The sequence below is a fragment of the Streptomyces sp. NPDC004542 genome (assembly GCF_040610035.1).
In the GTDB taxonomy this organism is placed as follows: Bacteria; Actinomycetota; Actinomycetes; order Streptomycetales; family Streptomycetaceae; genus Streptomyces.
The window spans coordinates 103057-126699 of record NZ_JBEXLP010000012.1 but is presented as its reverse complement, the minus strand read 5'-3'; the positions used below and the strand labels follow the sequence as shown (position 1 = coordinate 126699).

Annotated in this window: 20 protein-coding genes; 5 read left to right on the top strand and 15 right to left on the bottom strand. The window is 71.3% G+C overall.

All coding sequences use genetic code 11. From position 1 onward, the window contains the following. Positions 1 to 40: 40 nt before the first annotated feature. The 12 genes from glmS to ABZX30_RS10280 form a co-directional block, all read right to left on the bottom strand. Positions 41 to 1858, bottom strand: coding sequence for a glutamine--fructose-6-phosphate transaminase (isomerizing) (gene glmS / locus ABZX30_RS10335; RefSeq protein ID WP_355931288.1), 1818 nt, complete (start codon positions 1856 to 1858; stop codon positions 41 to 43). A gap of 24 nt (positions 1859 to 1882) precedes the next feature. Beyond that, complete coding sequence (locus ABZX30_RS10330; RefSeq protein WP_355931321.1) at positions 1883 to 2140, bottom strand: hypothetical protein; 258 nt, start codon at positions 2138 to 2140, stop codon at positions 1883 to 1885. Positions 2141 to 2253: 113 nt separating this feature from the next. Next, positions 2254 to 4023, bottom strand: coding sequence for an IucA/IucC family siderophore biosynthesis protein (locus tag ABZX30_RS10325; protein ID WP_355931285.1), 1770 nt, complete (start codon positions 4021 to 4023; stop codon positions 2254 to 2256). Further along, positions 4020 to 4553: a GNAT family N-acetyltransferase gene (locus ABZX30_RS10320; protein ID WP_355931282.1), complete on the bottom strand. Its 534-nt coding sequence runs from the start codon at positions 4551 to 4553 to the stop codon at positions 4020 to 4022. Before ABZX30_RS10320 ends, ABZX30_RS10325 begins: the two co-directional genes overlap by 4 nt. Beyond that, positions 4550 to 5827, bottom strand: a complete 1278-nt coding sequence (locus ABZX30_RS10315; RefSeq protein WP_355931279.1) for a lysine N(6)-hydroxylase/L-ornithine N(5)-oxygenase family protein — start codon at positions 5825 to 5827, stop codon at positions 4550 to 4552. The genes ABZX30_RS10320 and ABZX30_RS10315 overlap by 4 nt, the downstream gene beginning before the upstream one ends. Further along, positions 5811 to 7253 carry a lysine decarboxylase DesA gene (desA, locus tag ABZX30_RS10310; RefSeq protein ID WP_355931276.1) on the bottom strand — a complete coding sequence of 481 codons (1443 nt, stop codon included), beginning with the start codon at positions 7251 to 7253 and terminating at the stop codon, positions 5811 to 5813. The genes ABZX30_RS10315 and desA overlap by 17 nt, the downstream gene beginning before the upstream one ends. Before the next feature lie 139 nt (positions 7254 to 7392). Then, a complete protein-coding gene (locus tag ABZX30_RS10305) occupies positions 7393 to 8226 on the bottom strand; it encodes a siderophore-interacting protein (RefSeq protein ID WP_355931274.1) in 834 nt (277 codons plus the stop codon). A gap of 35 nt (positions 8227 to 8261) precedes the next feature. After that, a complete protein-coding gene (locus tag ABZX30_RS10300) occupies positions 8262 to 9311 on the bottom strand; it encodes an ABC transporter substrate-binding protein (RefSeq protein WP_355931271.1) in 1050 nt (349 codons plus the stop codon). 141 nt (positions 9312 to 9452) lie between these two features. Next, positions 9453 to 10613 (bottom strand): acyl-CoA dehydrogenase family protein, encoded by a 1161-nt coding sequence (locus ABZX30_RS10295; protein WP_355931269.1) that lies wholly within the window; start codon positions 10611 to 10613, stop codon positions 9453 to 9455. A 5-nt stretch (positions 10614 to 10618) separates the two neighbouring features. Next, positions 10619 to 11560 carry a hydroxymethylglutaryl-CoA lyase gene (locus ABZX30_RS10290; protein ID WP_355931267.1) on the bottom strand — a complete coding sequence of 314 codons (942 nt, stop codon included), beginning with the start codon at positions 11558 to 11560 and terminating at the stop codon, positions 10619 to 10621. Continuing rightward, positions 11557 to 13530 carry a biotin carboxylase N-terminal domain-containing protein gene (locus tag ABZX30_RS10285; protein ID WP_355931265.1) on the bottom strand — a complete coding sequence of 658 codons (1974 nt, stop codon included), beginning with the start codon at positions 13528 to 13530 and terminating at the stop codon, positions 11557 to 11559. Before ABZX30_RS10285 ends, ABZX30_RS10290 begins: the two co-directional genes overlap by 4 nt. Positions 13531 to 13547: 17 nt before the next feature. Further along, positions 13548 to 15164, bottom strand: coding sequence for a carboxyl transferase domain-containing protein (locus tag ABZX30_RS10280; protein WP_355931262.1), 1617 nt, complete (start codon positions 15162 to 15164; stop codon positions 13548 to 13550). A gap of 95 nt (positions 15165 to 15259) precedes the next feature. Here ABZX30_RS10280 and ABZX30_RS10275 point away from each other — a divergent pair, with 95 nt between their 5' ends. From ABZX30_RS10275 to ABZX30_RS10260, 4 genes are all read left to right on the top strand, one after another. Further along, positions 15260 to 15874, top strand: a complete 615-nt coding sequence (locus tag ABZX30_RS10275; RefSeq protein ID WP_355931260.1) for a TetR/AcrR family transcriptional regulator — start codon at positions 15260 to 15262, stop codon at positions 15872 to 15874. A gap of 94 nt (positions 15875 to 15968) precedes the next feature. Continuing rightward, a complete protein-coding gene (locus tag ABZX30_RS10270) occupies positions 15969 to 17126 on the top strand; it encodes an acyl-CoA dehydrogenase family protein (protein WP_355931257.1) in 1158 nt (385 codons plus the stop codon). Between the two features lie 35 nt (positions 17127 to 17161). Next, complete coding sequence (locus ABZX30_RS10265; protein WP_355931255.1) at positions 17162 to 18043, top strand: acyl-CoA thioesterase II; 882 nt, start codon at positions 17162 to 17164, stop codon at positions 18041 to 18043. Positions 18044 to 18349: 306 nt separating this feature from the next. Then, entirely contained in the window at positions 18350 to 18766 is a 417-nt protein-coding gene (locus tag ABZX30_RS10260; RefSeq protein ID WP_355931253.1) for a hypothetical protein, read from the top strand. Positions 18767 to 18840: 74 nt separating this feature from the next. On the opposite strand, the gene ABZX30_RS10255 is transcribed toward ABZX30_RS10260, so the two are convergent. Further along, positions 18841 to 19629, bottom strand: coding sequence for a phosphatase (locus ABZX30_RS10255; protein ID WP_355931251.1), 789 nt, complete (start codon positions 19627 to 19629; stop codon positions 18841 to 18843). Positions 19630 to 19717: 88 nt separating this feature from the next. Further along, complete coding sequence (locus ABZX30_RS10250) at positions 19718 to 21220, bottom strand: helix-turn-helix domain-containing protein (RefSeq protein ID WP_355931248.1); 1503 nt, start codon at positions 21218 to 21220, stop codon at positions 19718 to 19720. 141 nt (positions 21221 to 21361) lie between these two features. On the opposite strand from ABZX30_RS10250, the gene speB reads away from it, so the two are divergent. Next, positions 21362 to 22342, top strand: coding sequence for an agmatinase (speB, locus tag ABZX30_RS10245; RefSeq protein ID WP_355931246.1), 981 nt, complete (start codon positions 21362 to 21364; stop codon positions 22340 to 22342). A 403-nt stretch (positions 22343 to 22745) separates the two neighbouring features. Here speB and ABZX30_RS10240 read toward each other — a convergent pair whose 3' ends face one another. Continuing rightward, positions 22746 to 23549 (bottom strand): endonuclease, encoded by an 804-nt coding sequence (locus ABZX30_RS10240; RefSeq protein WP_355931244.1) that lies wholly within the window; start codon positions 23547 to 23549, stop codon positions 22746 to 22748. Between the last annotated feature and the right edge of the window lie 94 nt (positions 23550 to 23643).

Genomic DNA, 23643 nt, shown 5'->3' with positions numbered 1-23643 from the left:
GGGGGTCGTTCACGTTCCCAGGGCGGGGTCCCGCGCGTCCCTACTCCACCGTCACCGACTTGGCCAGGTTCCGCGGCTTGTCGATGTCCCGGCCCAGGGCCAGGGCCGTGTGGTAGGCGAGGAGCTGGAGCGGGATGCCCATCAGGATCGGGTCCAGCTCGTCCTCGTTCTTCGGCACGACGATGGTCTGGTCTGCCTTCTCCTGCTCCTGGTGGGCGACGGCCAGGATCTTGCCGCTGCGGGCCTTGATCTCCTCCAGGGCGGCGCGGTTCTTCTCCAGCAGGTCGTCGTCCGGGACGATCGCGACCGTGGGCAGGGCCGGCTCGATCAGCGCGAGCGGGCCGTGCTTGAGCTCGGAGGCGGGGTAGGCCTCGGCGTGGATGTAGGAGACCTCCTTGAGCTTCAGGGAGGCCTCGCGGGCCACCGGGTAGCCCCGGACGCGGCCGATGAAGAGCATCGAGCGGGCGTCGGCGTACTGCTCGGCCAGCTTCTTGACCTCGTCCTCCTGCTCGAGGATCTCGGAGATCTGCGCGGGCAGCCTGCGCAGGCCCTCGATGATCCGCTTGCCGTCGCGCACGGAGAGGTCCCGGGTGCGGCCCAGGTGCAGGGCGAGGAGGGCGAAGGCGACGGTGGTGTTGGTGAAGCACTTGGTGGACACCACGCACACCTCGGGTCCGGCGTGCACGTAGATGCCGCCGTCGGCCTCGCGGGCGATCGCCGAGCCGACCACGTTGACCACGCCCAGCACCCGCGCGCCCTTGCGCTTCAGCTCCTGCACGGCGGCCAGCACGTCGTACGTCTCACCGGACTGCGAGACGGCGACGTACAGGGTGTCGGGGTCGACGACCGCGTTGCGGTAGCGGAACTCGGAGGCGGGCTCGGCGTCCGCGGGGATGCGGGCCAGCTCCTCGATCATCTGGGCGCCGATCATGCCCGCGTGGTAGGAGGTGCCGCAGCCGAGGATCTTCACCCGGCGGATCAGGCGTGCCTCGCGGGCGTCCAGGTTCAGGCCGCCGAGGTGCACGGTGGAGAAGCGGTCGTCGATGCGGCCGCGCAGCACGCGGTCCACGGCGTCGGCCTGCTCGTGGATCTCCTTGTGCATGTAGGTGTCGTGGCCGCCCATGTCGTACGACTCGGCCTCCCACTCCACGGTGGTCGGCTCGGCGGTCGTGCGGGTGCCCTCGGTGGTGTAGGTGCGGAAGTCGTCGGCCTTCAGGGTGGCCATCTCGCCGTCGTCCAGCGTCACTATCTGCCGGGTGTGGGCGACCAGCGCGGCCACGTCGGACGCGACGAACATCTCCTTCTCGCCGATGCCGAGGACGACCGGGGAGCCGTTGCGGGCCACCACGATGCGGTCGGGGAAGTCGGCGTGCAGGACGGCGATGCCGTAGGTGCCCTCGACGACCCGGAGGGTCTCGCGGACCTTGTCCTCCAGCTTCTCGGCCTGCGCGCGGGCGATCAGGTGGGTGAGGACCTCGGTGTCGGTCTCGGAGAGGAACTCGACGCCGTCCGCCTCCAGCTTGCGGCGCAGGTCGGAGGCGTTGTCGATGATGCCGTTGTGCACGACGGCGACCTTGTGGTCGGCCGACATGTGCGGGTGGGCGTTCACGTCGGAGGGGGCGCCGTGGGTGGCCCAGCGGGTGTGGGCGATGCCGGTGGTGCCCTTGAACCGCGCCGGGACCTTGGCCTCCAGGTCACGGACGCGGCCCTTGGCCTTGACCATCTTCAGGCCGGTGGCCTTCGGGGAGGTGACGACGATGCCCGCCGAGTCGTACCCGCGGTACTCCAGGCGCTGCAGGCCCTCCAGGAGCAGCGGGGCGACGTCGCGCTTGCCGATGTATCCGACGATTCCGCACATATACAGGTATCCCCAAGCTCAGGTTCAGCCGTAGACGATGCGGCGCAGTTGCCTGAGCGTGAGCTCGGGCGGGGCCACCGCACGGTATTTGAGGTCCGCCCCGATCCGTTCGAAGATCGCCGCGTTCACCAGGCCCTGGGCCTGGAGCTCGCGGTGGCGGCGACGGACGTAGTCCTCGGTCGTCTCGTCGAAATAGGCGAGCACGTCCTGGATCACCCGCAGCGCCTCGCCCCGGCTCAGGGGCGTGGACCGCGTCAGATGATCAACAAGTTCGTCGTGCACCCGGTAGATCCTGAGGTACCGGCGCCGGTTTCGCAAGAATCCTGCCCGATTTCGGGCAACCACCATGATCGGAGGTGGTGCCGCGGGTGGTCCTCACCCACCGGGTGCCCTGGTCAGAACCCCGCTATCGGGTTCCTCAGGCTGCCGACGAGCTGCAGCGCGCCCGAGGGATCCGCCAGGTCCACCATCTGCCGGTTGTCGCGCAGCTGGAGCCGGTTGAGGCAGGACAGCGCGAACTCGGGCGCGAACAGGTCGTACTGCCGGAACTTGTCGGCCAGTTCGGGCGTCGCCTGCTGGTACTCCCGGGTGACCTCGGCGACCGTGCGCCAGAAGTCGTCCTCCGCCAGGATTCCCCCGGTGGCCAGGACGGCGGCCAGGAAGCGGAAGAAGCAGTCGAAGACGTCCGTGAAGACCGACAGCAGCCGCTGGTCCTCGGGGACCTCGACGCGGATCCGCCGCACCTCGGGCGGCAGCACCGCGTCGGGGTCCATGACCGCGATCTCCTCGGCGATGTCCTTGTAGACCGCGCGCCGCACGACCCCGTCCTCGAGGACGAGGATCACGTTCTCGCCGTGCGGCATGAACACCAGGTCGTAGGCGTAGAAGCTGTGCAGGAGCGGGGTGTAGTACGCCCGCAGGTAGCGGCGCAGCCACTCGGCCGGGGCCAGGCCGGACCGCTCGATCAGGGCACCCGCGAAGGACGCGCCCTCGTGGTCCACGTGCAGCAGCGAGGCCATGGTGGCCAGGGACTCGCCCTCCGCGAGCGACGGCACGGGGCTCTCCCGCCACAGCGCGGCCAGCATCTTGCGGTACGGCGAGTACCGGTCGGTCGCCTGCTCGTACTCGAGGTGCCGGTAGCCGACGGCCGCCCGCTCCCGGATCACCGACAGACCGGTCGACTTCAGCACCGGGTCGTTCTCGACGAGCCGGGCGAGCCAGTCGTTGATCGCCGGGGTCGCCTCCATGTAGGCGGCCGAGAGCCCGCGCATGAAGCCCATGTTGAGCACGGACAGGGCGGTCTTCACATAGTGCTTCTCGGGGTGCGAGCCGTTGAAGAAGGTCCGCACGGACTGCTGGGCCAGGTACTCGTCGTCGCCCTCGCCCAGGCACACCAGGTGCCGGCGGGCGACCTCGGCGGCGAAGGTGACGGTGAGCTTGTTCCACCACTGCCAGGGGTGGACGGGGATGAACAGGTAGTCGGCGGGGTCGAGGCCCTGGCCGGTGAGCGTGGCGCGGAAGCGGTTCAGCGTGGCCTCGCCCAGCTCGTCCCGCAGGAACGCCTCGTACTCGATGCCCGCCCCGGCCGTGAAGGCGGCCCGTGACCGGTGCGCCGCCAGCCACACCAGCCGGACGGGGGCAGCCGCCTCGGGGGCGTACGCCAGGTAGTCGTGGACGCCGAAGCCCAGCCGCCCGTTGTTGGCGACGAAGCAGGGGTGGCCCTCGGTCATACCGGTCTCGATGGCCTGGAAGCCGCTCCCGGCCAGCTCGGCGGCCGGGATCCGCGGCTTGGCGAGCTTGTAGCAGGTGGAGGACAGGGTGGAGGAGATCTCCTCCAGGTAGACCGGGAGGATCTCGTCGCTCAGGCCGAGTGACTGCTTCAGCTCGATGACGAAGTCGAGCGCGGCGAGGGGAAGTTCGGTGCCGTCCCGGTGGCGGGTGATCGAGCCGGCGTCCACCTGCCAGTGGTCGAGGGCACGGCGGACGGCGGTGAAGCGGTAGCGGGTCAGACCGTCGTCGCTGCGGACGGCGTACGCGTCCCCGTCCGCCTCCGGCGTGATCAGCCGCTCGTGCGCGAACTCGGCGAGCGCCTTGCGCACCAGGAGGCGGTTGGCCTGCTCCCAGCGCTCGGGGGAGAGGTGGGCCACGGCATCGGCGGGGCTCATACGGCCACCCCCGTCGCGGCGGTGAACTGCTCACGTGTGCAGAAGCTCAGCAACGCCTTCTTCTCCGGCTTGTCGATCTCCCGTGCGGGCACGAACCCGACGGCTTCGTTGAGGGCGTGCACGGCCTTGTTGCGGACGTCCGGTTCGACGACCACCCGGGCGGTCGCCGGGTCCTCGAAGAGGTGCGCCAGCACGGCGGTGATCACGGCCCGCGTGAAGCCGTGCACGGGGGTGTCGGTCGCGGGGGTGAGAAAGTGCATGCCGACGTCGCCGGGCCGCGGCTCGTACAGGCCGACCAGCTCCCGGTGGGCGGGGTCGTACCTCTCCATCAGGAACGCCGGCACGCCGTCCTCGTCGAGGCCCAGCAGGGCGTCGTGGTGCTCGTCCGCGGCGATCTCCAGGTAGGCGCGCTCGACGTCCGCGGGCTTCGCGTCCTGCATCATCCAGAACGCGGCCTTCGGGTGGGTGACCCACCGGTGCAGCAACGCGGAGTCCCGCGGCGGGTCGAGGGGGCGGAAGGTGAAGGTCATACTGCGAACTCCTGGAAGGCGATCGTCTTCTCGACCGGGTAGTACTCCGTGCCGAGCAGCTCACGGATGATGCAGCTGTTGCGGTACGCGCCCATGCCCAGGTCGGGGCTGGTGATGCTGTGCGTGTGGACGCCGGCGTTCTGCAGGAAGACGCCTTTGCCCGTCACGTCGATCGCGTAGTTCCTCGCCACGTCGAAGTTGCCGTGGGAGTCACGGACCAGGCGGTCCGCGACCGGGCTCAGGAAGTCCGGCTCGGCGTACCTGTAGCCGGTGGCCAGGACCAGGCCCTGGGACTCGATCTCGAAGTCCTTCTCCTGCTCCTCCTGGCGGAAGGACAGGGTGTAGGTGCCGTTCTCGTACGTCGCGCCGCGCAGTGAGGAGTTGGTCAGCAGCCGGGTGGGGACCGGGCCGCCGAGGTTCTTCCGGTAGAGCAGGTCGAAGATCTCGTTGATGAGGTCTCCGTCGATGCCCTTGAACAGACCCTTCTGCTGGGCGGTGAGCCGGTAGCGGGTGGCCTCCGGCAGCCCGCGGTAGTAGTCGACGTACTCCGGCGAGGTCATCTCCAGCGTGAGCTTGGTGTATTCCAGCGGGAAGAAGCGCGGCGAGCGGGTGACCCAGTTCAACCGGTAGCCGTGGACGTCGATCTCACCGAGGAGGTCGTAGTAGATCTCGGCGGCGGACTGCCCGGAGCCGACGAGGGTGATCGAATCCTTCTTCACCAGCTCCGGACGGTGCCGCACATAGCGGGAGTTGTGGATGAAGTCGCCGCCGAGCCCCTGGCAGGCCTCGGGGAGGTACGGCGGGGTGCCGGTGCCGAGGACCAGGTGGCGGGCGCGGTACACCTCGCCGGCCGCGGTGCGTACGGCGTACACCTCGTCCTCGTACGTCACCTCGGTGACCGTCGTGCCGAACCGGACGCTGCTCAGTTTGCCCGCGGCCCAGCGGCAGTAGTCGTCGTACTCGACCCGCAGCGGGTAGAAGTTCTCGCGGATGTAGAACGAGTACAGTCTGCCCTTCTCCTTCAGGTAGTTGAGGAAGGAGTACGGGGAGGTGGGGTCGGCCAGGGTGACCAGGTCCGACATGAACGGGGTCTGCAGGTGGGCGCCGTCGAGGAACATGCCCGCGTGCCACTCGAAGTCGGGCTTGGACTCCAGGAAGACACCGCTCAGTTCGCCGATCGGCTCGGTGAGGCAGGCGAGCCCGAGGTTGAAGGGGCCGAGCCCGATCCCGACGAAGTCGTACGGGGCGGTCGGGGCTTCAGGACGCGCGGTCAAGGGACTCTCCCAGGTACTGCTCGGCGTGGCCGGCGATCAGGTCCAGGACGGCGGTGATGTCGGCCGCCGTCGTCTCGGGGTTGAGCAGGGTGAACTTCAGGTAGTGGCGGCCGCCCACCTTGGTGCCCGCGACGACGGCGTCACCGGAGGCGAACAGGGCCTTGCGGGCGTGGAGGTTGGCGCGGTCGGTCTCGGCCGGGTCGGTGACGGCGGCCGGGACGTAGCGGAAGACCAGCGTGGACAGCGTCGGCTCGACGACGACCTCGAAGCGGGGGTCGGCGGTGAGCAGCTCCCAGCCCTCGTGGGCCAGGTCGCACACCTCGTCGAAGAGTTCCCCGATGCCGTCGGCGCCCATGGTGCGCAGGGTCATCCACAGTTTGAGGGCGTCGAAGCGGCGGGTGGTCTGCAGGGACTTGTCGACCTGGTTGGGGATGCGTTCGCGCACCATACGGCGCGGGTTGAGGTACTCGGCGTGGTAGGTGGCGTGCCGCAGGGTGGCGGCGTCCCGCACCAGCACGGCCGACGAACTCACCGGCTGGAAGAAGGACTTGTGGTAGTCGACGGTGACCGAGTCGGCGCGCTCGATGCCGTCGAGGAGGCCGCGCCGCCGGCGCGAGGCCAGCAGTCCGCAGCCGTAGGCGGCGTCCACGTGCATCCACACCCCGTACTGGGCGCAGAGCTCGGCGATCTCGGGCAGCGGGTCGATGGAGCCGAAGTCGGTGGTGCCGGCCGTGGCCACGACGGCCATGGGGGTGAGGCCTTCCCGTGCGCAGCGCTCCAGTTCGCGGGCGAGTGCCACGGTCTGCATGCGCCTGTCGTGGTCGACGGGGATGCGGACCACGGAGTCCGGGCCCAGGCCGAGGAGGCGGGCGGACTTCTGCACGCTGAAGTGGCCGGCCTCGGAGGCGAGGATCCGCAGTCCGGACGTGGAGTCGCTCTTGGCCTCCTCCCGGGCCAGCAGCAGCGCCTGGAGGTTGGACTGGGTGCCGCCGGAGGTGAACACGCCGTCGGCGGACGGGCCGAGGCCGATGCGCGTGGCCGTCCAGTCGATGAGTCGGCGCTCGATCAGGGTGGCGCCGGCCGACTGGTCCCAGGTGTCCAGGGAGGAGTTGACGGCGCAGAGCACGGCCTCGCCGAGCACCGCGGGGATGACCACCGGGCAGTTGAGGTGGGCGAGGTAGCGGGGGTGGTGGAAGTAGACCGCGTCCCTCAGGTAGACCTCCTCCAGTTCGTCCAGCACCGCGGCGGTGTCGTGCAGCGGCCGGTCGAGGTCGATCCCGTCGATGCGGGGCGCGAGGGCGTCGGCCGTGACGCCGGTGAACGGGCTTTCGGTGGTGGCGAGTTTGGCCGCCACCCGCTCGACTCCTTCGGTCACGGAACGGCGGTAGTGCTCCGCGGTGAGGTGATTGAGCAGGTGCGAGCGCATGTGGGGGTCCTCCGAGGGGACGGTCCGTGCGGTGAGGATCGGGGATCGAGGGATCGGCGCGATCAACTTAGGGTAGCCTAACCTAAGTTGATCGTGCCGAAACCTGCCTCTGCCGTGACCGGCGTCACTTCGGGTGGGGTTACTCCGCCGTCCTGAGCTGCTCCTCGGTCATCCCCCGCCGCCAGTAGCCGACGAAGGTGACGCACCGGCGGTCGATGCCGCGCTCGCCGACGAGGTGCCGGCGCAGCGCCCTGACGCACCCGGACTCACCCGCGATCCAGGCGTAAGGGCGTTCGGCGGACGGGAGACGGGCCTCGCGCAGGGCGCCGAGGGCCAGGGGGGAGCCCTCGCCGCCGCCCTGGCCGCGCACGAGCCAGGTCACCTCGGCATCCGCCTGGGTCACGACGTCCTGGATGTCACCGGCGTGCCCCACCTCCAGCCAGGCGCGCGCCCGGGTGCCGGCCGGCAGGGACTCCAGGACGGCGCAGGCGGCGGGCACGGCGCTCTCGTCGCCCCAGACGACGACGAGGTCGGTGCCCTCGGGCGGGCGGAAGCGGATCGCGCGGTTGTCGGCGACGGCCGGGCCGAGGAGGAGGACGCGGTCACCCGCTGCGGCGCGGGCGGCCCAGCGGGAGGCGGGGCCCGACGGACTGTGCAGGGCGAAGTCGATGTCGATCTCGTCGGGGTCGCGGCGCAGGGCCCGGAGGGTGTACGAGCGCATCACCGCCCGCACGTCGTCCGGGAGTTCGCGCCAGCCCTGCCACCAGCCGTCGCCCAGCTCGAGGGGCACGACGGGCTCGGGCTGACCCGGGTGCGGCAGGAACAGGGACAGCGACTGGTCCCGCCCGTGCGAGTGGAAGGCGTGCAGGTCGGGCCCGCCGAAGGTGACACGGACCAGGGACGGGCCGAGCCGCCTCGTCCGTACGACCTGGAGGGAGAAGAAACGGAACGGGGCGGCCACGGCCGTCGTCATGGGGGCTCCTGACGGTCAGGAAGGGATACGGGCGGTCAGCTGACCTTCTTCGCCTTCTCGATGGCCTCGGCCAGTTCCTCGAGCAGCGGCGCGCACTTGTCGTACGACAGGATCGGCTCGGGGTTGCGTGCGATGACCTGTCCGGCCTTGACCGCCGGCAGCTTCTTCCACGTCCCCTCGGTGATGTCGGCGGGCTGGATCGCCGAGGTGCGGTTGTCCATCATGATGATGTCCGCGTCGTACTTGTCGACGTTCTCCCAGCTCAGCGACTCGTACCAGCCGCCGCCCTTGGCCTTGGCCTGCTCCGGGGGCTCGACGAAGTTCACGCCGAGGGCCTTGAAGTACTCCAGGTCGACCGAGAGGTCGGAGCCGGAGACGTAGAACAGGTCCTGGCTGGCGGAGCCGGCCATCACCTTGATGCCGGGCTTGGCCCTGGCGGCGGCGCGCAGCCGGGCGGCCGCGTCCTCGAAGCGCTTCTTGGCCTCGGTGACCTTGCTCGAGGAGGTGTCCGCGCCGAGGGACTTGGCGAGGGCCAGCATGCGCTGGAGCGGCTCGGTCAGCTGACGGTCGTAGACGGAGATGCCGACGCTCGGCGCGCCGACGGCCAGGATCTTCTTCTTCGACTCGTCGGGGACGTACCAGAGGGTGCCCGCGTCGTCGAACATCGTGGAGATCAGGACGTCGGGGGCGAGGGCCGCGTACTTCTCGATGTTGAACTGGCCCCACTCGTTGCCGAGCACCGTCACCTTGCTGACGTCCATGTCCCCGGCCTGCACGTCGGCCTTGCCGTCCTTGGTCGTCGTCGGGCCGAAGACGCCCTTGGCCTGGATGCCGTAGTCGTACAGCGCTGCGGCCACGCCGACGAAGGCGACGATGTCCGCCGGGACCTTTTCGGCCTTAGCGGTGGTGCCGCGGTCGTCCTTGAAGGACCAGGGGCCGGACGCGCCCTGCGCCGTCCCGCTGCCCGAGCCGCCGTTTTTCCCGTCGTCGTCCCCGCAGGCCGCGAGCGCGGCCCCGAGGCCGAGGGCGCCGCCCGCGGCGAGGATGCCGCGACGAGTGAGCTGGGTGGCACGGGCGTTGGGCATGGGTATGACTGCTTTCGAACGGGGCGGGGCGCCCGCCGGACAGGTTCTAAGGTAGGTTAGCCTAACCTCATCTGATGTCCAGTAGGCGGGGGCACCCCGCTCCCGCGCCGCGGCCGGCCTCCAGGGCCGAACCGGTGCGGGTCAGCCCGTGAGCCCCAACTCCCTCGCGATCAGCATCCGCTGGACCTCGCTCGTGCCCTCGCCGATCTCCAGGATCTTGGAGTCGCGCCACATACGGGCGACCGGGTACTCGTTCATGAAGCCGTAGCCGCCGTGGATCTGGGTGGCGTCACGGGCGTTGTCCACGGCGATCGTGGACGAGTACAGCTTGGCCAGCGCCGCCTCCTTCTTGAACGGCTCGCCCGCGAGCAGCCGGCTCGCCGCGTCGCGCCAGGCCAGGCGGGCCGTGTGGGCCTTCATCTCCATGTCGGCGATCCGGAACTGGATGGCCTGGTTGGCGCCGATCGGACGGCCGAAGGCGTGGCGCTCCTTCGCGTACTTCACCGACTCGTCCACACAGCCCTGGGCCAGACCGGTCGCGAGGGCGGCGATGGCGATGCGGCCCTCGTCGAGGATCCGCAGGAACTGGGCGTAGCCGCGGCCCTCCTCGCCGAGCAGGTTCGCGGCGGGCACGCGGACGTCGGTGAAGGACAGCTCACGGGTGTCGGAGGCGTTCCAGCCGACCTTCGAGTAGGGGGCGGCCACCGTGAAGCCCGGGGTGCCGGACGGGACGATGATCGAGGAGATCCGCGGCCTGCCGTCCGGCTTGCGGCCCGTCACCGCCGTGACCGTGACCAGTCCCGTGATGTCCGTGCCCGAGTTGGTGATGAAGCACTTCGAGCCGTTGATCACCCATTCGTCGGCGTCGGCGTCCAGGCGGGCCGTCGTACGCGTCGCCCCGGCGTCGCTGCCGCCGTCCGGTTCGGTGAGCCCGAACGCGCCCAGGATCTCGCCCGAGCACAGCCGGGGCAGCCACGCGCGCTTCTGCTCCTCGGTGCCGAACAGGTGGACCGGCATCGCGCCCAGGGAGACCCCTGCCTCCAGGGTGATGGCCACCGACGAGTCCACCCGGGCCAGCTCCTCCAGCGCGATGCCGAGGGCCAGGTAGTCGCCGCCCATGCCGCCGTACTCCTCCGGGAACGGCAGCCCGAACAGGCCCATGCGGCCCATCTCGCGGACGATCTCGTACGGGAACTCGTGCCGCTCGTAGAAGTCACCGATCTTCGGCGCCACGACGTCGTGCGCGAACTCCTCCACCGTACGGCGGAGTTCCTCCAGCTCGGGGGAGAGGCGGTGGTCCATGCTGATCACTGGTCCTTGTGGGAGAGGGCGCGGACGGTGCGGGACGGGCTGGGGCGGCCCAGCTGTTCGGCCATCCACACGCTGGTGGCGGTGAGCCGGCCGAGGTCGACCCCGGTGTCGATGCCGAGGCCGTGGAGCATCCACACGAGGTCTTCGGTGGCGAGGTTCCCGGTGGCGGACTTGGCGTAGGGGCAGCCGCCGAGGCCTCCGGCGGAGGCGTCGACCGTCGTCACGCCGTGTTCCAGGGCGGCGTAGGTGTTGGCGAGGGCCTGGCCGTAGGTGTCGTGGAAGTGCACGCCGATGACGTTCGTCGGCACGCGCGCCTCGTCGAGCGCGGCGAGGAGCGCGCGCACATGGCCGGGCGTGGCCACCCCGATGGTGTCGCCGAGGCTCAGCTCGTCGCAGCCCATGTCCCTGAGCGCCCCGCAGACGCGGACGACCTGGTGCAGCGGTACGGCACCCTCCCAGGGGTCGCCGAAACACATCGACACGTACCCCCGCACGTGCGCGCCCTCGTCCTTGGCGCGCCGCACCACCGGCTCGAACACGGCGAGGGACTCGTCGAGGGTGCGGTTGAGGTTGGCCTTCGCGAAGGACTCCGTGGCGCTGGCGAAGACGGCGATGCGGCGGGCGCCGAGGGCGAGCGCCCGGTCCAGGCCGCGCTGGTTGGGGACCAGGACGGGCAGGGCCGCGTCCAGGTCGCTGACGAGCGGGAGCAACTGCTCGGCGTCGGCCAGCTGGGGCACCCATCGGGGGTGCACGAAACTGGTCGCCTCGATCGTGGTCAGGCCGGCGTCGGCCAGGCGGCGGATGAACTCCGCCTTCACCGGCGTGGGCACGGACGCCTTCTCGTTCTGCAGCCCGTCGCGCGCGCCGACCTCGTGGATCCGCACCCGCGCGGGCAGGCCCTGGGCCGGTACGGTCATGGGCAGTCCGCCGGTGCTCACTCGACCGCCTCCTGAGCGGGCGCGATGACGGCCAGCACCTGGTCCATGGCGACCGTCGTGCCCGGCCGCACGTCCAGTTCGGTGACCGTGCCGGCGTGCGGGGCGGAGATGACGTGCTCCATCTTCATCGCCTCGACCACCAGCAGGCTCTGGCCCGCGGCCACCTCGTCGCCGACGGCCACCTTCACCACCGTCACCGTGCCCGGCATGGGCGCGGTCAGCGAGTCGGCGCCGGCGCGCGCGGACCGGGACAGGGACGCGGCCACCTGGTCGTGGTCGCGCACCTGCCAGGCGTCGCCGTCCCGGCCGAGCCAGTCGGCGGCGCGGTGGAAGGTGTGCCGGACACCGTCGAGGGTGACGGTGACCCGGTCGTCGGTGACGGTGTGAGCGCCCCGGGGGACGTACGTCACCGGGTCGTGCACCCGGAGGGAGAAGGCGGGCCGCTTCGGCCTGCCGCCCAGACGCCAGCCGCTCGGCACCGAGAAGGGATCGGTCCAGCCGTCCCCACGGGGCTCCAGCGCCTCCAGCCGTACGGCCGCCGCCGCCTCGTACACCTCCTCGGGCACGTCCGTGGGAACCAGCTCGTCCATCACCCGCTCCACCAGCCCGGTGTCCAGCTCGCCCGCGACGACCGCCGGGTGGGCCAGCAGCCTGCGCAGGAACCCGGTGTTGGTCTGCACGCCCAGGGTCACCGTCTGCGCGAGGGCGGCCCGGAGCTTGCGCAGCGCGGTCGCGCGGTCCGGCCCGTACGCGATCACCTTGGACAGCATCGGGTCGTAGAGACTGCCGACCTCCGTGCCCTCGCTGAGCCCCGAGTCGGTGCGGACGCCGTCGCCCTGGGGCTCGTGCAGCAGGAGCACCGTGCCGCCGGACGGCAGGAAGCCGCGCGCGCCCTCCTTGACCGACACGGTCTCGGCGCAGACCCGCGCCTCGACCGCGTGCCCGGTGAGCCGTACGTCCCGCTGCCCGAAGGACAGGGCTTCCCCGGCGGCCACCCGCAGCTGCCACTCCACCAGGTCGAGGCCGCCCCCGGCGCCGGCCGGACCGATGGACACCGTGAGTTCGGTGACCGGGTGCTCCACCTGGAGGCGGGTGTTCATCTCCATGAAGTAGTACGACGCGGGGTCGCCGCCGGGCACGATGAACTCCACCGTGCCCGCGCCGCGGTACCCGCACGAGCGCGCCGCCTGCACGGCCGCCTCGCCCATCGAGGCCCGGGTCGCCTCGTCGAGGAGCACGCTCGGCGCCTCCTCGACGACCTTCTGGTGCCTGCGCTGGAGCGAGCACTCGCGCTCGCCCAGGTGGACGACGTTGCCGTGCCCGTCGGCCAGGACCTGGATCTCGATGTGCCGGGGCCGGTCCACCCACCGCTCGACGAGCAGCGTGTCGTCGCCGAAGGAGGCGCGGGCCTCGCGGCGGGCGGCGGCGATCTCCTCCTCCAGCGCGGTCACGTCCCGCACCAGGCGCATGCCCTTGCCGCCGCCGCCCGCGGAGGGCTTCAGCAGGACGGGCACGCCGATCTCCCTGGCCGCCCCGGCCAGCTGCTCGTCGCTCAGTGCGCTGCCGCTCGAGCCGGGTACCACCGGCACCCCGGCGGCCCGCACCGTCTCCTTGGCCCGGATCTTGTCGCCCATGAGCGCGATCGCGTCCGCCGGCGGGCCGATGAAGACCAGCCCGGCCTCCTGGCACGCGCGCGCGAAGCCCGCGTTCTCGGCGAGGAAGCCGTACCCGGGGTGGACGGCCTGGGCGCCGGTGCGGGCGGCGGCCTGAAGGAGCCGCTCCACCGACAGATAGCTCTCGGCCGCCGGGGCCGGGCCGATCCGTACCGCCGTGTCGGCCTCCCGGACGTGCCGGGCGTCGGCGTCCGCGTCGGAGAAGACGGCGACGGAGCGCACGCCCATCGACCGCAGCGTACGGATGACGCGTACGGCGATCTCGCCCCGGTTGGCCACCAGCACTGTGTCGAACATGGTCGTGAAGCCCCCCTCTACATCCGGAAGACGCCGAACTGGGGGTCCCCCAGGGGCGCGTTGGCACAGGCGGTCAGGGCCAGCCCCAGCACCTGACGGGTCTCCATCGGGTCGATGACCCCGTCGTCCCAGAGCCGGGCGGTGGCGTAGTAGGCGTTGCCCTGGCGCTCGTACTGCGCGCGGACGGGTGCCTTGAAGGCCTCCTCGTCCTCGGCCGGCCACTCCTCGCCCCGGGCCTGGAGCTGGTCCCGCTTGACGGTGGCGAGGACGGAGGCGGCCTGCTCGCCGCCCATCACGGAGATCTTGGCGTTCGGCCACATCCACAGGAAGCGGGGGGAGTAGGCCCGTCCGCACATGGAGTAGTTCCCCGCCCCGTACGACCCGCCGACCACGACGGTCAGCTTGGGCACGCGGGTGCAGGCGACCGCGGTCACCATCTTGGCGCCGTGCTTGGCGATGCCGCCGGCCTCGTAGTCCTTGCCGACCATGAAGCCGGAGATGTTCTGCAGGAACACCAGCGGGATCCCGCGCTGGTCGCACAGCTCGATGAAGTGGGCGCCCTTCTGGGCGGACTCGGAGAACAGGATGCCGTTGTTGGCGACGATCCCCACCGGGTGGCCGTGGATCCGGGCGAAGCCGGTGACCAGGGTCTGCCCGAACTCCGCCTTGAACTCGGCGAACCGGGAGCCGTCGACCACGCGTGCGATGATCTCGCGCACGTCGTAGGGGGTGCGGGAGTCGACCGGGACCGCGCCGTAGAGCCCGTACGGGTCGGTCTTCGGCTCGACGGCGGGCACCACGTCCCAGGGCAGGGCCCCGCGCGCGGGGAGGGTCGCGACGATGTTCCGCACGATCCGCAGGGCGTGGGCGTCGTCCTCGGCGAGGTGGTCGGTGACGCCGGAGACCCGCGAGTGCACCTCGCCGCCGCCGAGCTCCTCGGCGGTGACGACCTCGCCGGTGGCGGCCTTCACCAGCGGGGGGCCGCCGAGGAAGATCGTGCCCTGGTCGCGGACGATCACGGCCTCGTCGCTCATCGCGGGCACGTAGGCCCCGCCGGCGGTGCAGGAGCCGAGGACCGCGGCGATCTGCGGGATGCCCGCGCCGGACATCCGGGCCTGGTTGTAGAAGATCCGCCCGAAGTGGTCGCGGTCCGGGAAGACCTCGTCCTGCAGGGGCAGGAAGGCGCCGCCGGAGTCGACGAGGTAGAGGCAGGGCAGCCGGTTCTCGAGGGCCACCTCCTGCGCGCGCAGGTGCTTCTTCACCGTCATCGGGTAGTACGTCCCGCCCTTGACGGTGGCGTCGTTGGCGACGATCACGCACTCGCGCCCGCTGACCCGCCCGATCCCCGCGATGACCCCGGCGGCCGGGGCCTGTCCCTCGTACATCCCGTCGGCGGCCAGCGGGGCCAGCTCCAGGAAGGGCGAACCGGGGTCGAGCAGGGTGTCCACCCGGTCCCTGGGCAGCAGCTTGCCGCGCGCGGTGTGGCGGGCGCGGGCCTTCTCGCCGCCGCCGAGCGCCGCCGCGGCGAGCTTGCCGCGCAGCTCCTCGACGAGCTCGCGGTGCGCTTCCTCGTTGGCCCGCCAGGCCTCCGACGCGGGGTCTGCCGCGCTCGTCAGCTCCGGTGCCTCGTGCATCCTGCGGTCCCCTCACCCAGTGATCGACTGTTAATGAGCGTTAACCATTTCCCTTAGGTTAACGAGCGCTAACCTCGCTGTCTAGAATTGATTTCATGGCCACGAGAACCGACGCCCCCACCCGACGCGAGCAGATCCTCAAGGAGGCCGCCCGGCTCTTCGCCGAACGGGGCTTCCACGGGGTCGGTGTCGACGAGATAGGCGCGGCGGTGGGCATCAGCGGGCCCGGCCTCTACCGCCACTTCGCGGGCAAGGACGCGATGCTCGCCGAGCTGCTGGTCGGCATCAGCGGCCAGCTGCTGACCGGGGCCAAGCGGCGCCTGGCGGAGGCCGACGGCGCGGCTGCCCCGGAGGCGGTCCTGGACTCGCTCATCGAAGGGCACATCGACTTCGCGCTCGACGACCGTCCCCTCATCACCCTGCACGACCGCGAGCTGGACCGCCTGCGCGACAGCGACCGGAAGCTGGTCCGCCAGCTCCAGCGGCAGTACGTCGAACTGTGGGTGGAGGTCGTCCGCGAGGTCTATCCGGACCTGGCCGAACCGGCGGCCCGCTCGGCCGTGCACTCGGTCTTCGGCCTGCTGAACTCGACGCCGCACCTGGGCCGCGCCGGCTCCCTGCCGGGCCGGGGGGCCACCTCGCAGCTGCTGCACCGGATGGCGCGGGGCGCGTTCGCGGCGGCGTCGGGGACCGGCTCCGCTCCGGCGTGACGAGCGTTACCCCGACCCCTCTGGACCGCTTCCGTACTCGCCGGTACCTTTGATCTGAGCAAGCGCTTAGACATGCCGACGTGGAGGTGGCGGAGTGCGCCGCACGCTGTTCAACGAGGATCACGAGGCGTTCCGGGAGACCATCCGCGCCTTCATCGAGGCCGAGGTCGTGCCGGTCTACGACGAGTGGTTCGCCGCCGGCCAGGCGCCGCGCGAGTTCTACTACAAGCTCGCCGAGCTGGGCGTCTTCGGCATCCGCGTCGACGAGGAGTACGGCGGCGCGGGCATCGACTCCTACAAGTTCGAGGCCGTCCTCTACGAGGAGACCGCCCGCGCGGGCGTCTCCTTCGGCGGCTCCGGCGTCCACGTGCTGCTCGGCCTGCCCTACATCAAGCTGCTCGCCACCGACGAGCAGAAGAAGCGCTACCTGCCGAAGTTCGTCTCCGGCGAGGAGATGTGGGCCATCGCGATGACCGAGCCGGGCACCGGCTCCGACCTCGCGGGCATGAAGACCACCGCCAAGCTCTCCGAGGACGGCACACACTACGTCCTCAACGGCGCCAAGACCTTCATCACCGGCGGCGTGCACGCCGACCGCATGATCGTCTGCGCCCGCACCTCCGCGCCCACCGCCGAGGACCGCCGCCACGGCATCTCCCTCTTCGTCGTGGACACCAAGGCCCAGGGCTACTCCGTCGGCCGCAAGCTCGACAAGCTCGGCCTGAAGACCTCCGACACCGCCGAGCTGGCCTTCGTCGACGTCAAGGTCCCGGCCGAGGACCTCCTGGGCGAGGAGAACAAGGGCTTCTCCTACCTGGGCCACAACCTCGCCTCCGAGCGCTGGGGCATCGCCTACGGCGCCTACGCGCAGGCCAAGGCCGCCGTCCGGTTCGCCAAGCAGTACGTCCAGGACCGCGTCGTCTTCGGCAAGCCCGTCGCCGCCTTCCAGAACACCAAGTTCGAACTGGCCGCCTGCCAGGCCGAGGTGGACGCCGCCGAGGCCGTCGCCGACCGCGCCACCGAGGCCCTCGACGCCGGCGAGCTGACCCCTGCCGAGGCCGCCTCCGCCAAGCTCTTCTGCACCGAGGTCGCCCACCGCGTGATCGACCGCTGCCTCCAGCTGCACGGCGGCTACGGCTTCATGAACGAGTACCCGATCGCCCGTCTGTACGCCGACAACCGCGTCAACCGCATCTACGGCGGCACCAGCGAGATCATGAAGACGATCATCGCCAAGGACATGGGTCTGTAAGCGGCGCGCAACCACCGGCGGATACAACCGACTCCATGAGCAAGGCACTCAAGGATCTCCTCGATCTGCTCGACCTCGAGCAGATCGAGGAGAACATCTTCCGCGGCCAGTCCCGATCCGTGTCCGCCGCCGTCCCGCGGGTCTTCGGCGGGCAGGTGGCGGCCCAGGCGCTGGTCGCCGCCGGGCGCACGGTCCCCGCGGACCGGCACGCCCACTCCCTGCACGCCTACTTCCTCCGCCTCGGGGACCCCGGCGCGCCCATCGTCTACGACGTCGAACGCATCCGCGACGGCCGTTCCTTCACCACCCGCCGGGTCGTGGCGATCCAGCACGGCAGGCCGATCTTCACCCTGTCGGCGTCCTTCCAGACCCACGAGGACGGCCTCGACCACCAGGCCCCCATGCCCCCCGCGCCCGACCCGGCCACCGTGCCCACCTCCCAGGAGCGCCTGCGCGGCTACGGCCACCTCGACCCGCAGATCATCGAGCGGTTCCTCGAGGCCCGCGAGGCGGTCGACCTGCGCTACGTGGACGAGCCGCCGTACGGGAGGTTCGGCGGGCCGCGCGAGCCGCACTCCCAGGTGTGGTTCCGCGCCAACGGCAAGCTCGAGGGCGCCATCGACGTACCCCTGCTGCACGTCGTCCTGGCCACCTACGTCTCCGACATGACCCTCCTCGACTCCGTGCTGCTCGCGCACGGCCGCGGCGGCTGGGCCGTCGGCGACGTCGTCGGGGCCTCGCTCGACCACGCGATGTGGTTCCACCGGCCGTTCCGGGCCGACGAATGGCTGCTGTACGACCAGGAGTCGCCGTCGGCGTACGGCGGCCGCGGTCTCGGCCAGGCCCGCATCTACACCCAGGACGGGCGGCTGGCCGTCTCGGTGATCCAGGAGGGCGTCGTCCGCGTCCCGAGGTGAGACGCGTGGGTCGGATGAGAGAGGTTGCCCGGGGTGCCGAATGCCGAGCGCGGTACTAGGCTTGCTGAGTGAAAGCCGCAGCGCGCGGCATGTCCGGCCGGCGAGGTTCCCGAACAGCGGAATCTCAGCCGCGGGACCCGCTCGGGCCAAGGCGTGAGTGTCCCGCAGGCGCCGGTGGAGTGATCGCGCTTCACACAACAAGCGGTGATCCCCGAGACCGCGCCGCGCTCTTCGCACCGCGGCGGCGGCCATCCCCCTCGCTTCCTCCGAGAAGCCATGGGCGACGATGGAACGGAAGGTTTTCCCATGCGAGTACAACGCGCGAGGCGCCTCCTCGCGGCGTCCGCCGCCGGCCTGCTGATGGCGGGCGGAGTCGCGATCGGCACAGCGGGTACCGCATCCGCATCGGAGTCGTACAACCACCACAACAGCTACAGCAGCGACTGTGGAAACTGGTGGAACAACGACGACTGCGGCTACGGCGACCACAACGGACGCGGCGACCACAACGGTAACGGCGACCACAACGGACGCGGCAACTACAACGGTTACGGCGACCACAACGGACGGGGCAATGGCCACGGCAACGGCCACGGCAATGGCCACGGCAATGGTCATGGCAACGGCAATGGCCACGGCAACGGCGGCCACGGCGGTGGCGGCGGTGGCGGCCACGGCGGTGGCGGCGGTGGCGGCCACGGCGGTGGCGGCGGTGGCCGCTGAGCCCACCCCATGAAGGCCCGATGTGCGACTCCGTCAAAGGAGCCGCACATCGCGGCTTCACGGGCCGGGCGCTCTCAGGAGAGGCCGGCCTCCGCCAGCAGATACGCCGTCAGCGGATCGTAGTGACGCGGGCTGACCACATGGTCGTCGAGAGGCACGGCCACCTGGAGGGTGCCCTCCGACTCGGCGAGGAACAGGGCCGGGTCGTTGCAGTCCGCGAAGCCCACCGAGTCGACGCCGTGCCGGCCGGCGTACCCCGCCCAGCCGTGGTCGGCGACGACCAGGTCGGGCAGCGGGCGGCCCTCGCGCTCCAGGCCGGTCAGAACGGCCCGCATCGGCGCACCGGAGTGCGTGTGCCACAGCGTGGCGCCGTGCTCGAGCACCGCCACGTCCGCGAACTGCATCACGTACCCCTCCTCCGTCTGCAGACCGTCGGGGATGACGACGATCTCGCAGCCGGCGGCGCGCAACGCGACGGCCGTGGCCCGGTGCACGTCCAGCAGACCGCCGGGGTGGCCGGTGGCGAACAGCACCCGCTGCCGCCCGTCGGCCGCCTTGCGCAGCCGCTGCGCCATGCGCTCCAGGGCGTCGACGGTCAGTTCGGGGTCGATGGTGTCCCGCCCGTACCGGTACTCCGGATCGTCGTTGACACCGACCCGCTCCGCCATCACCGCGAGCACGTCCTGCTCGTCCCGCCAGCGGTCGCCGAACTCCAGGCCGAACCAGAAATGGCGGTCGCCGTTGGCCAGCTTGCGGTAGTGGGAGAGGTTGTTCTCGCGGGGCGTCGCGACGTCGCCCGCGATACGGGTCTGCACAAGGTGGTCGACGAGCTCGGCGCGGCTGGGTGTCCCGGGTATCGGCATGCCCCCCATTGTGAGGCAGGTCTCTGTGCGCGTCCCCGGGACAGCGGCCGCTGCGACGTGGGTCACGTCGCAGGTCAGCCGTGGTCCCTCACCGGTTCCGCAACGCGAACCACAACTCCATGCGTACGTCCGGATCGTCCAGATCGGCGTCGAGGAGCGTCGCGCACCGGGCGATCCGCTGCCGGACGGTGTTGCGGTGCACCGACAGGGCCACCGCCGTGCGGTCCCAACTGCCGTGCAGGGACAGCCAGGTGCGCAGCGTCTCGGTGAGCGCGGGATGGGCCCCGACGGGCCCGAGGAGCGCGCGGGCGTGGCTCTCGGCCTCGCCGGGCGGCACCAGGTCGGCCAGGCCCGGGCGGCCGCCGTGCCGGACCAGCGCCGTGCGGGTGGCGCGGGCGCGGGTCAGGGCGCGGGCCGCCTGGGTGTCGGCGGCGGGCCAGTCGTCCGGCGTCACGGGGGCGCTGACCCCGAGGGTCCAGCCGGACCGCGCGGCCGGCTCCCGGTCGGCGGGCACCAGGATCCGGACCACGCCGTCCGCGAGGTCGACCAGGGCGGACCCGAGCGCGGCGCCCAGCGCCGAGGCGGCCACCGCGTCCGGGGCCCGGCCCTCCGGCCGCGCGTGTACGACGACCCACCGGTCCGCGCCGAGCAGCGGGGCCACGTCCTCGGGCGGGGCGCCCAGCAGCAGCCGTACCAGGGCCGACGAACGGGCCGCTCCCGCGTCGCTGAGGTGCTCGCCGGTGAGGAGGGAGAGGAGGACGGCGGCGACGGAGGCGATGGTGTGGTCCCCGGGCTCGCGCCGCTCGGTGGCGACCCCGAGCACGAAGCCCTGACCGGCGCCGAGGGCGTAGACGGCGAGGTGGGTGCCGCGGACGCTGTCCGTGGCGGAGGACGGGGCCTGCGCCACGGTGGGCCGTACCACCCCCGCCAGCGCGGCCAGCGCCGTCCGTACCTCCTGCGGTGCCTCCCGGCCCGCCGCCGCGACCTGTGCGCCGTCCGGGCCGTACAGCGCCGCCCGCCCGCCCAGGCGCTGGGCCAGCCGGCGCAGCACCGCGGGCACCGGGTCGGGGCGGGAGGCGGCGGAGGCGAGGCTCTGCTGCGCCTCGGTGACCCGGCGCAGCTCGGCCAGCCGGGCCTGCGCCATCAGCTGCCAGACCGCGCGGGCCACACCGGAGAACGTGGTCCGCGGCGGCACCTCCAGCAGGGGGAGCGCGCGGGCGTCACAGGCGGCCGCCAGGGCCCGCGGCACCGTGTCGTGCACGGGCGCCAGCCCGAAGCCGAGCGCCGCCCCGCCCGCCGCGACGATCCGGGACACGTAGCCGTCGAAGTAGTCGTCGGGACCGGTCCCGGAGCCCGCCGCCCCCGGGACGTGCGCCCCCGCCGTCAGCAGCAGCTCGCCGCCCAGCAGGTACGGGTAGGGGTCGGCCATCTCCGAGGCGTGCGCCCAGTGGATCACGATGCCGGGGTCGTCCGGGCCCGCGATCTGCCTCAGGCCCAGGTCCTCCCGGGCCAGCAGCGCGGCCAGGGGGACCTGCGGGGTCGGCGGGACCGCTGGTGCCAAGGCGTCCAGAACGGTGTGCGTTTCCTTCATCGCACCCCCTCTCCATGGATGAAACGTACACTTCCGTGGTTCTGATCGGCGGCCTAGGCTCGGTGAAGGCGTCAGAGCAAGACGTACCAACACGTGCAAGACCTGCATACGCGACGAAGCGTCGGAAAGAAGGCAGTTCCCATGAGCGGCAACGAGACGCCCCGCGGCCCCGTCGACTCCTCCCGCGTCCCGCGGTACGCCGGCCCCGCGACCTTCGCGCGGCTGCCCCGCCTCGACCAGGTGGGCACCGCCGACGTCGCGGTGGTGGGCGTGCCGTTCGACTCCGGTGTCTCGTACCGGCCGGGTGCCCGCTTCGGCGGCAACGCCATCCGCGAGGCGTCCCGCCTGCTGCGCCCCTACAACCCGGCGCAGGACGCCTCCCCCTTCGCCCTCGCGCAGGTCGCCGACGGCGGCGACATCGCGGTGAACCCGTTCGACATCAACGAGGCCGTGGAGACCGTCGAGGCCGCCGCCGACGAACTGCTCGGCACCGGCGCCCGCCTGATGACCCTCGGCGGCGACCACACCATCGCCCTGCCCCTGCTGCGCTCGGTCGCGAAGAAGCACGGCCCGGTCGCCCTGCTCCACTTCGACGCCCACCTCGACACCTGGGACACCTACTTCGGCGCCGAGTACACGCACGGCACCCCGTTCCGCCGCGCGGTCGAGGAGGGCATCCTCGACACCTCCGCCCTCTCCCACGTCGGCACCCGCGGCCCGCTGTACGGCAAGCAGGACCTCACCGACGACGAGAAGATGGGCTTCGGCATCGTCACCTCGGCCGACGTCTACCGGCGGGGCGCCGACGAGGTCGCCGACCAGCTGCGCCGGCGCATCGGCGACCGCCCGCTGTACATCTCCGTCGACATCGACTGCCTCGACCCGGCGCACGCGCCCGGCACCGGCACCCCCGAGGCGGGCGGCATGACCTCCCGCGAGCTGCTGGAGATCCTGCGCGGGCTGGCATCCTGCAACCTGGTGTCGGCGGACGTCGTCGAGGTGGCCCCCGCGTACGACCACGCGGAGATCACGTCGGTGGCCGCGTCCCACACGGCGTACGAACTGACCACGATCATGGCCCGGCAGATCGCGCGGGCCCGCGAGGAGAACGAGGGCAACTGACCCACGACCACGCCCTGGTACTCCACCCGGCCCTCGCCCGCCCAACCACCTGGGCTGGGACCGATCCCCCGATCGGCTGTGCGCGCTGACCTTCACGGGACAGGTTCCGTGAGGTCGCCGGCGTCGCGGCCGGGCCGATGCCGGATGCGGCCGTTACCCTGGGCCCGGATCCGTCTCCGTCTTCCCGCTGATCGGCGTCCTCGGGGCCGACGCCTCCGGCAGGCCGAACGCGCTGACCGCGATGACGGACATGCGCACCGCGGTCCCTCGGGCGGATCGCGCTCCCCGAGTACGAAGAGCGGCGGGCGGACCTCGACGAGCTGGGGCGGCGAATGCGGATGGGCGATCTCCGGTGAGCCGGGCTGAACTCCCCTGAAGAAGGGGAGTTCAGCCACGGTCAGGTCTACCAGATCGCCTCGACCCACTCCGGGTGGTCGATGAACGGGTTGCGGTTGTGCTGGTAGGTGTCGTAGATGACCTGGTTGCGGCGCTCCTCGAAGGCGCTCGGCGGGTCCGCCTCGTTCCACGCCTTGAGGACGGAGAGCTTGCCGATGTACGGGTTGCTGCCGTTGTTGACCTTGTCGTTGGGCTCCAGGTCGGCGAAGCCGTCATCGCCCTCGTAGCGCACGGCCATGTAGAGGATCATGCGGGCCACGTCGCCCCTGTCCGCGGCGCGTGGCTGGAAGGAGTCGGAGTCGACGAGGCTGCCGCCGCCGTTGGTGACCGTGCTGCCGCCGTTGTCGAAGTCCAGGTTGCCGCGGATGCTGTTGACCTGCACGTCCGCGGGGCGCAGGTGGTGCAGGTCGGTGCCGGGGCCGGTGACCTCGCCGAAGTCGCCGTGGGACTTGGCCCACACGTGCTCGCGGTTCCAGTCGCCGACGTCGCCGCCGTTGAGGGACTTGCTGCGCGAGACACCGCTGTACAGCAGGATCACGTTGCTGCTGTTGTTCGGGTCCTGGTCGGTGTCCTTCAGGGCGTTCCAGACCGCGGAGTAAGAGATCTTCGTCTGGCTGCTGATGATCGTGTGCAGGGAGGACTTCAGGCTCGTGCCCGTCTTGCCGATCGCGTTCTTGTAGTACGTCGAGTCGTACGCCGTCGTGGTCGCCGCGGCGGGGGTCGCGGTCAGGGCGGGAACGGTGAGGCCGACCAGGACGGCGGCCGTGGTCAGGGCCACCGGCTTCCATCGGCGTATGCGTGTCGCCAGCATGTGGGGTTCCGATCTACGCGGGTTGACTGGAGGCGGCAATCGGGAGAATGACATGAACATGCGGCCCTGTAAATGGACGACGCGTGTCCATCGG

Excerpts from the sequence above, each read along its gene's own strand:
- desA (WP_355931276.1), bottom strand. The coding sequence starts at position 7,253 with ATGCGCTCGCACCTGCTCAATCACCTCACCGCGGAGCACTACCGCCGT.
- ABZX30_RS10320 (WP_355931282.1), bottom strand. The coding sequence starts at position 4,553 with ATGACCTTCACCTTCCGCCCCCTCGACCCGCCGCGGGACTCCGCGTTG.
- glmS (WP_355931288.1), bottom strand. The coding sequence starts at position 1,858 with ATGTGCGGAATCGTCGGATACATCGGCAAGCGCGACGTCGCCCCGCTG.
- ABZX30_RS10275 (WP_355931260.1), top strand. The coding sequence starts at position 15,260 with ATGGCCACGAGAACCGACGCCCCCACCCGACGCGAGCAGATCCTCAAG.
- ABZX30_RS10260 (WP_355931253.1), top strand. The coding sequence starts at position 18,350 with ATGCGAGTACAACGCGCGAGGCGCCTCCTCGCGGCGTCCGCCGCCGGC.
- speB (WP_355931246.1), top strand. The coding sequence starts at position 21,362 with ATGAGCGGCAACGAGACGCCCCGCGGCCCCGTCGACTCCTCCCGCGTC.
- ABZX30_RS10240 (WP_355931244.1), bottom strand. The coding sequence starts at position 23,549 with ATGCTGGCGACACGCATACGCCGATGGAAGCCGGTGGCCCTGACCACG.
- ABZX30_RS10250 (WP_355931248.1), bottom strand. The coding sequence starts at position 21,220 with ATGAAGGAAACGCACACCGTTCTGGACGCCTTGGCACCAGCGGTCCCG.
- ABZX30_RS10285 (WP_355931265.1), bottom strand. The coding sequence starts at position 13,530 with ATGTTCGACACAGTGCTGGTGGCCAACCGGGGCGAGATCGCCGTACGC.
- ABZX30_RS10295 (WP_355931269.1), bottom strand. The coding sequence starts at position 10,613 with ATGGACCACCGCCTCTCCCCCGAGCTGGAGGAACTCCGCCGTACGGTG.
- ABZX30_RS10265 (WP_355931255.1), top strand. The coding sequence starts at position 17,162 with ATGAGCAAGGCACTCAAGGATCTCCTCGATCTGCTCGACCTCGAGCAG.
- ABZX30_RS10255 (WP_355931251.1), bottom strand. The coding sequence starts at position 19,629 with ATGCCGATACCCGGGACACCCAGCCGCGCCGAGCTCGTCGACCACCTT.
- ABZX30_RS10280 (WP_355931262.1), bottom strand. The coding sequence starts at position 15,164 with ATGCACGAGGCACCGGAGCTGACGAGCGCGGCAGACCCCGCGTCGGAG.
- ABZX30_RS10305 (WP_355931274.1), bottom strand. The coding sequence starts at position 8,226 with ATGACGACGGCCGTGGCCGCCCCGTTCCGTTTCTTCTCCCTCCAGGTC.
- ABZX30_RS10300 (WP_355931271.1), bottom strand. The coding sequence starts at position 9,311 with ATGCCCAACGCCCGTGCCACCCAGCTCACTCGTCGCGGCATCCTCGCC.
- ABZX30_RS10325 (WP_355931285.1), bottom strand. The coding sequence starts at position 4,023 with ATGAGCCCCGCCGATGCCGTGGCCCACCTCTCCCCCGAGCGCTGGGAG.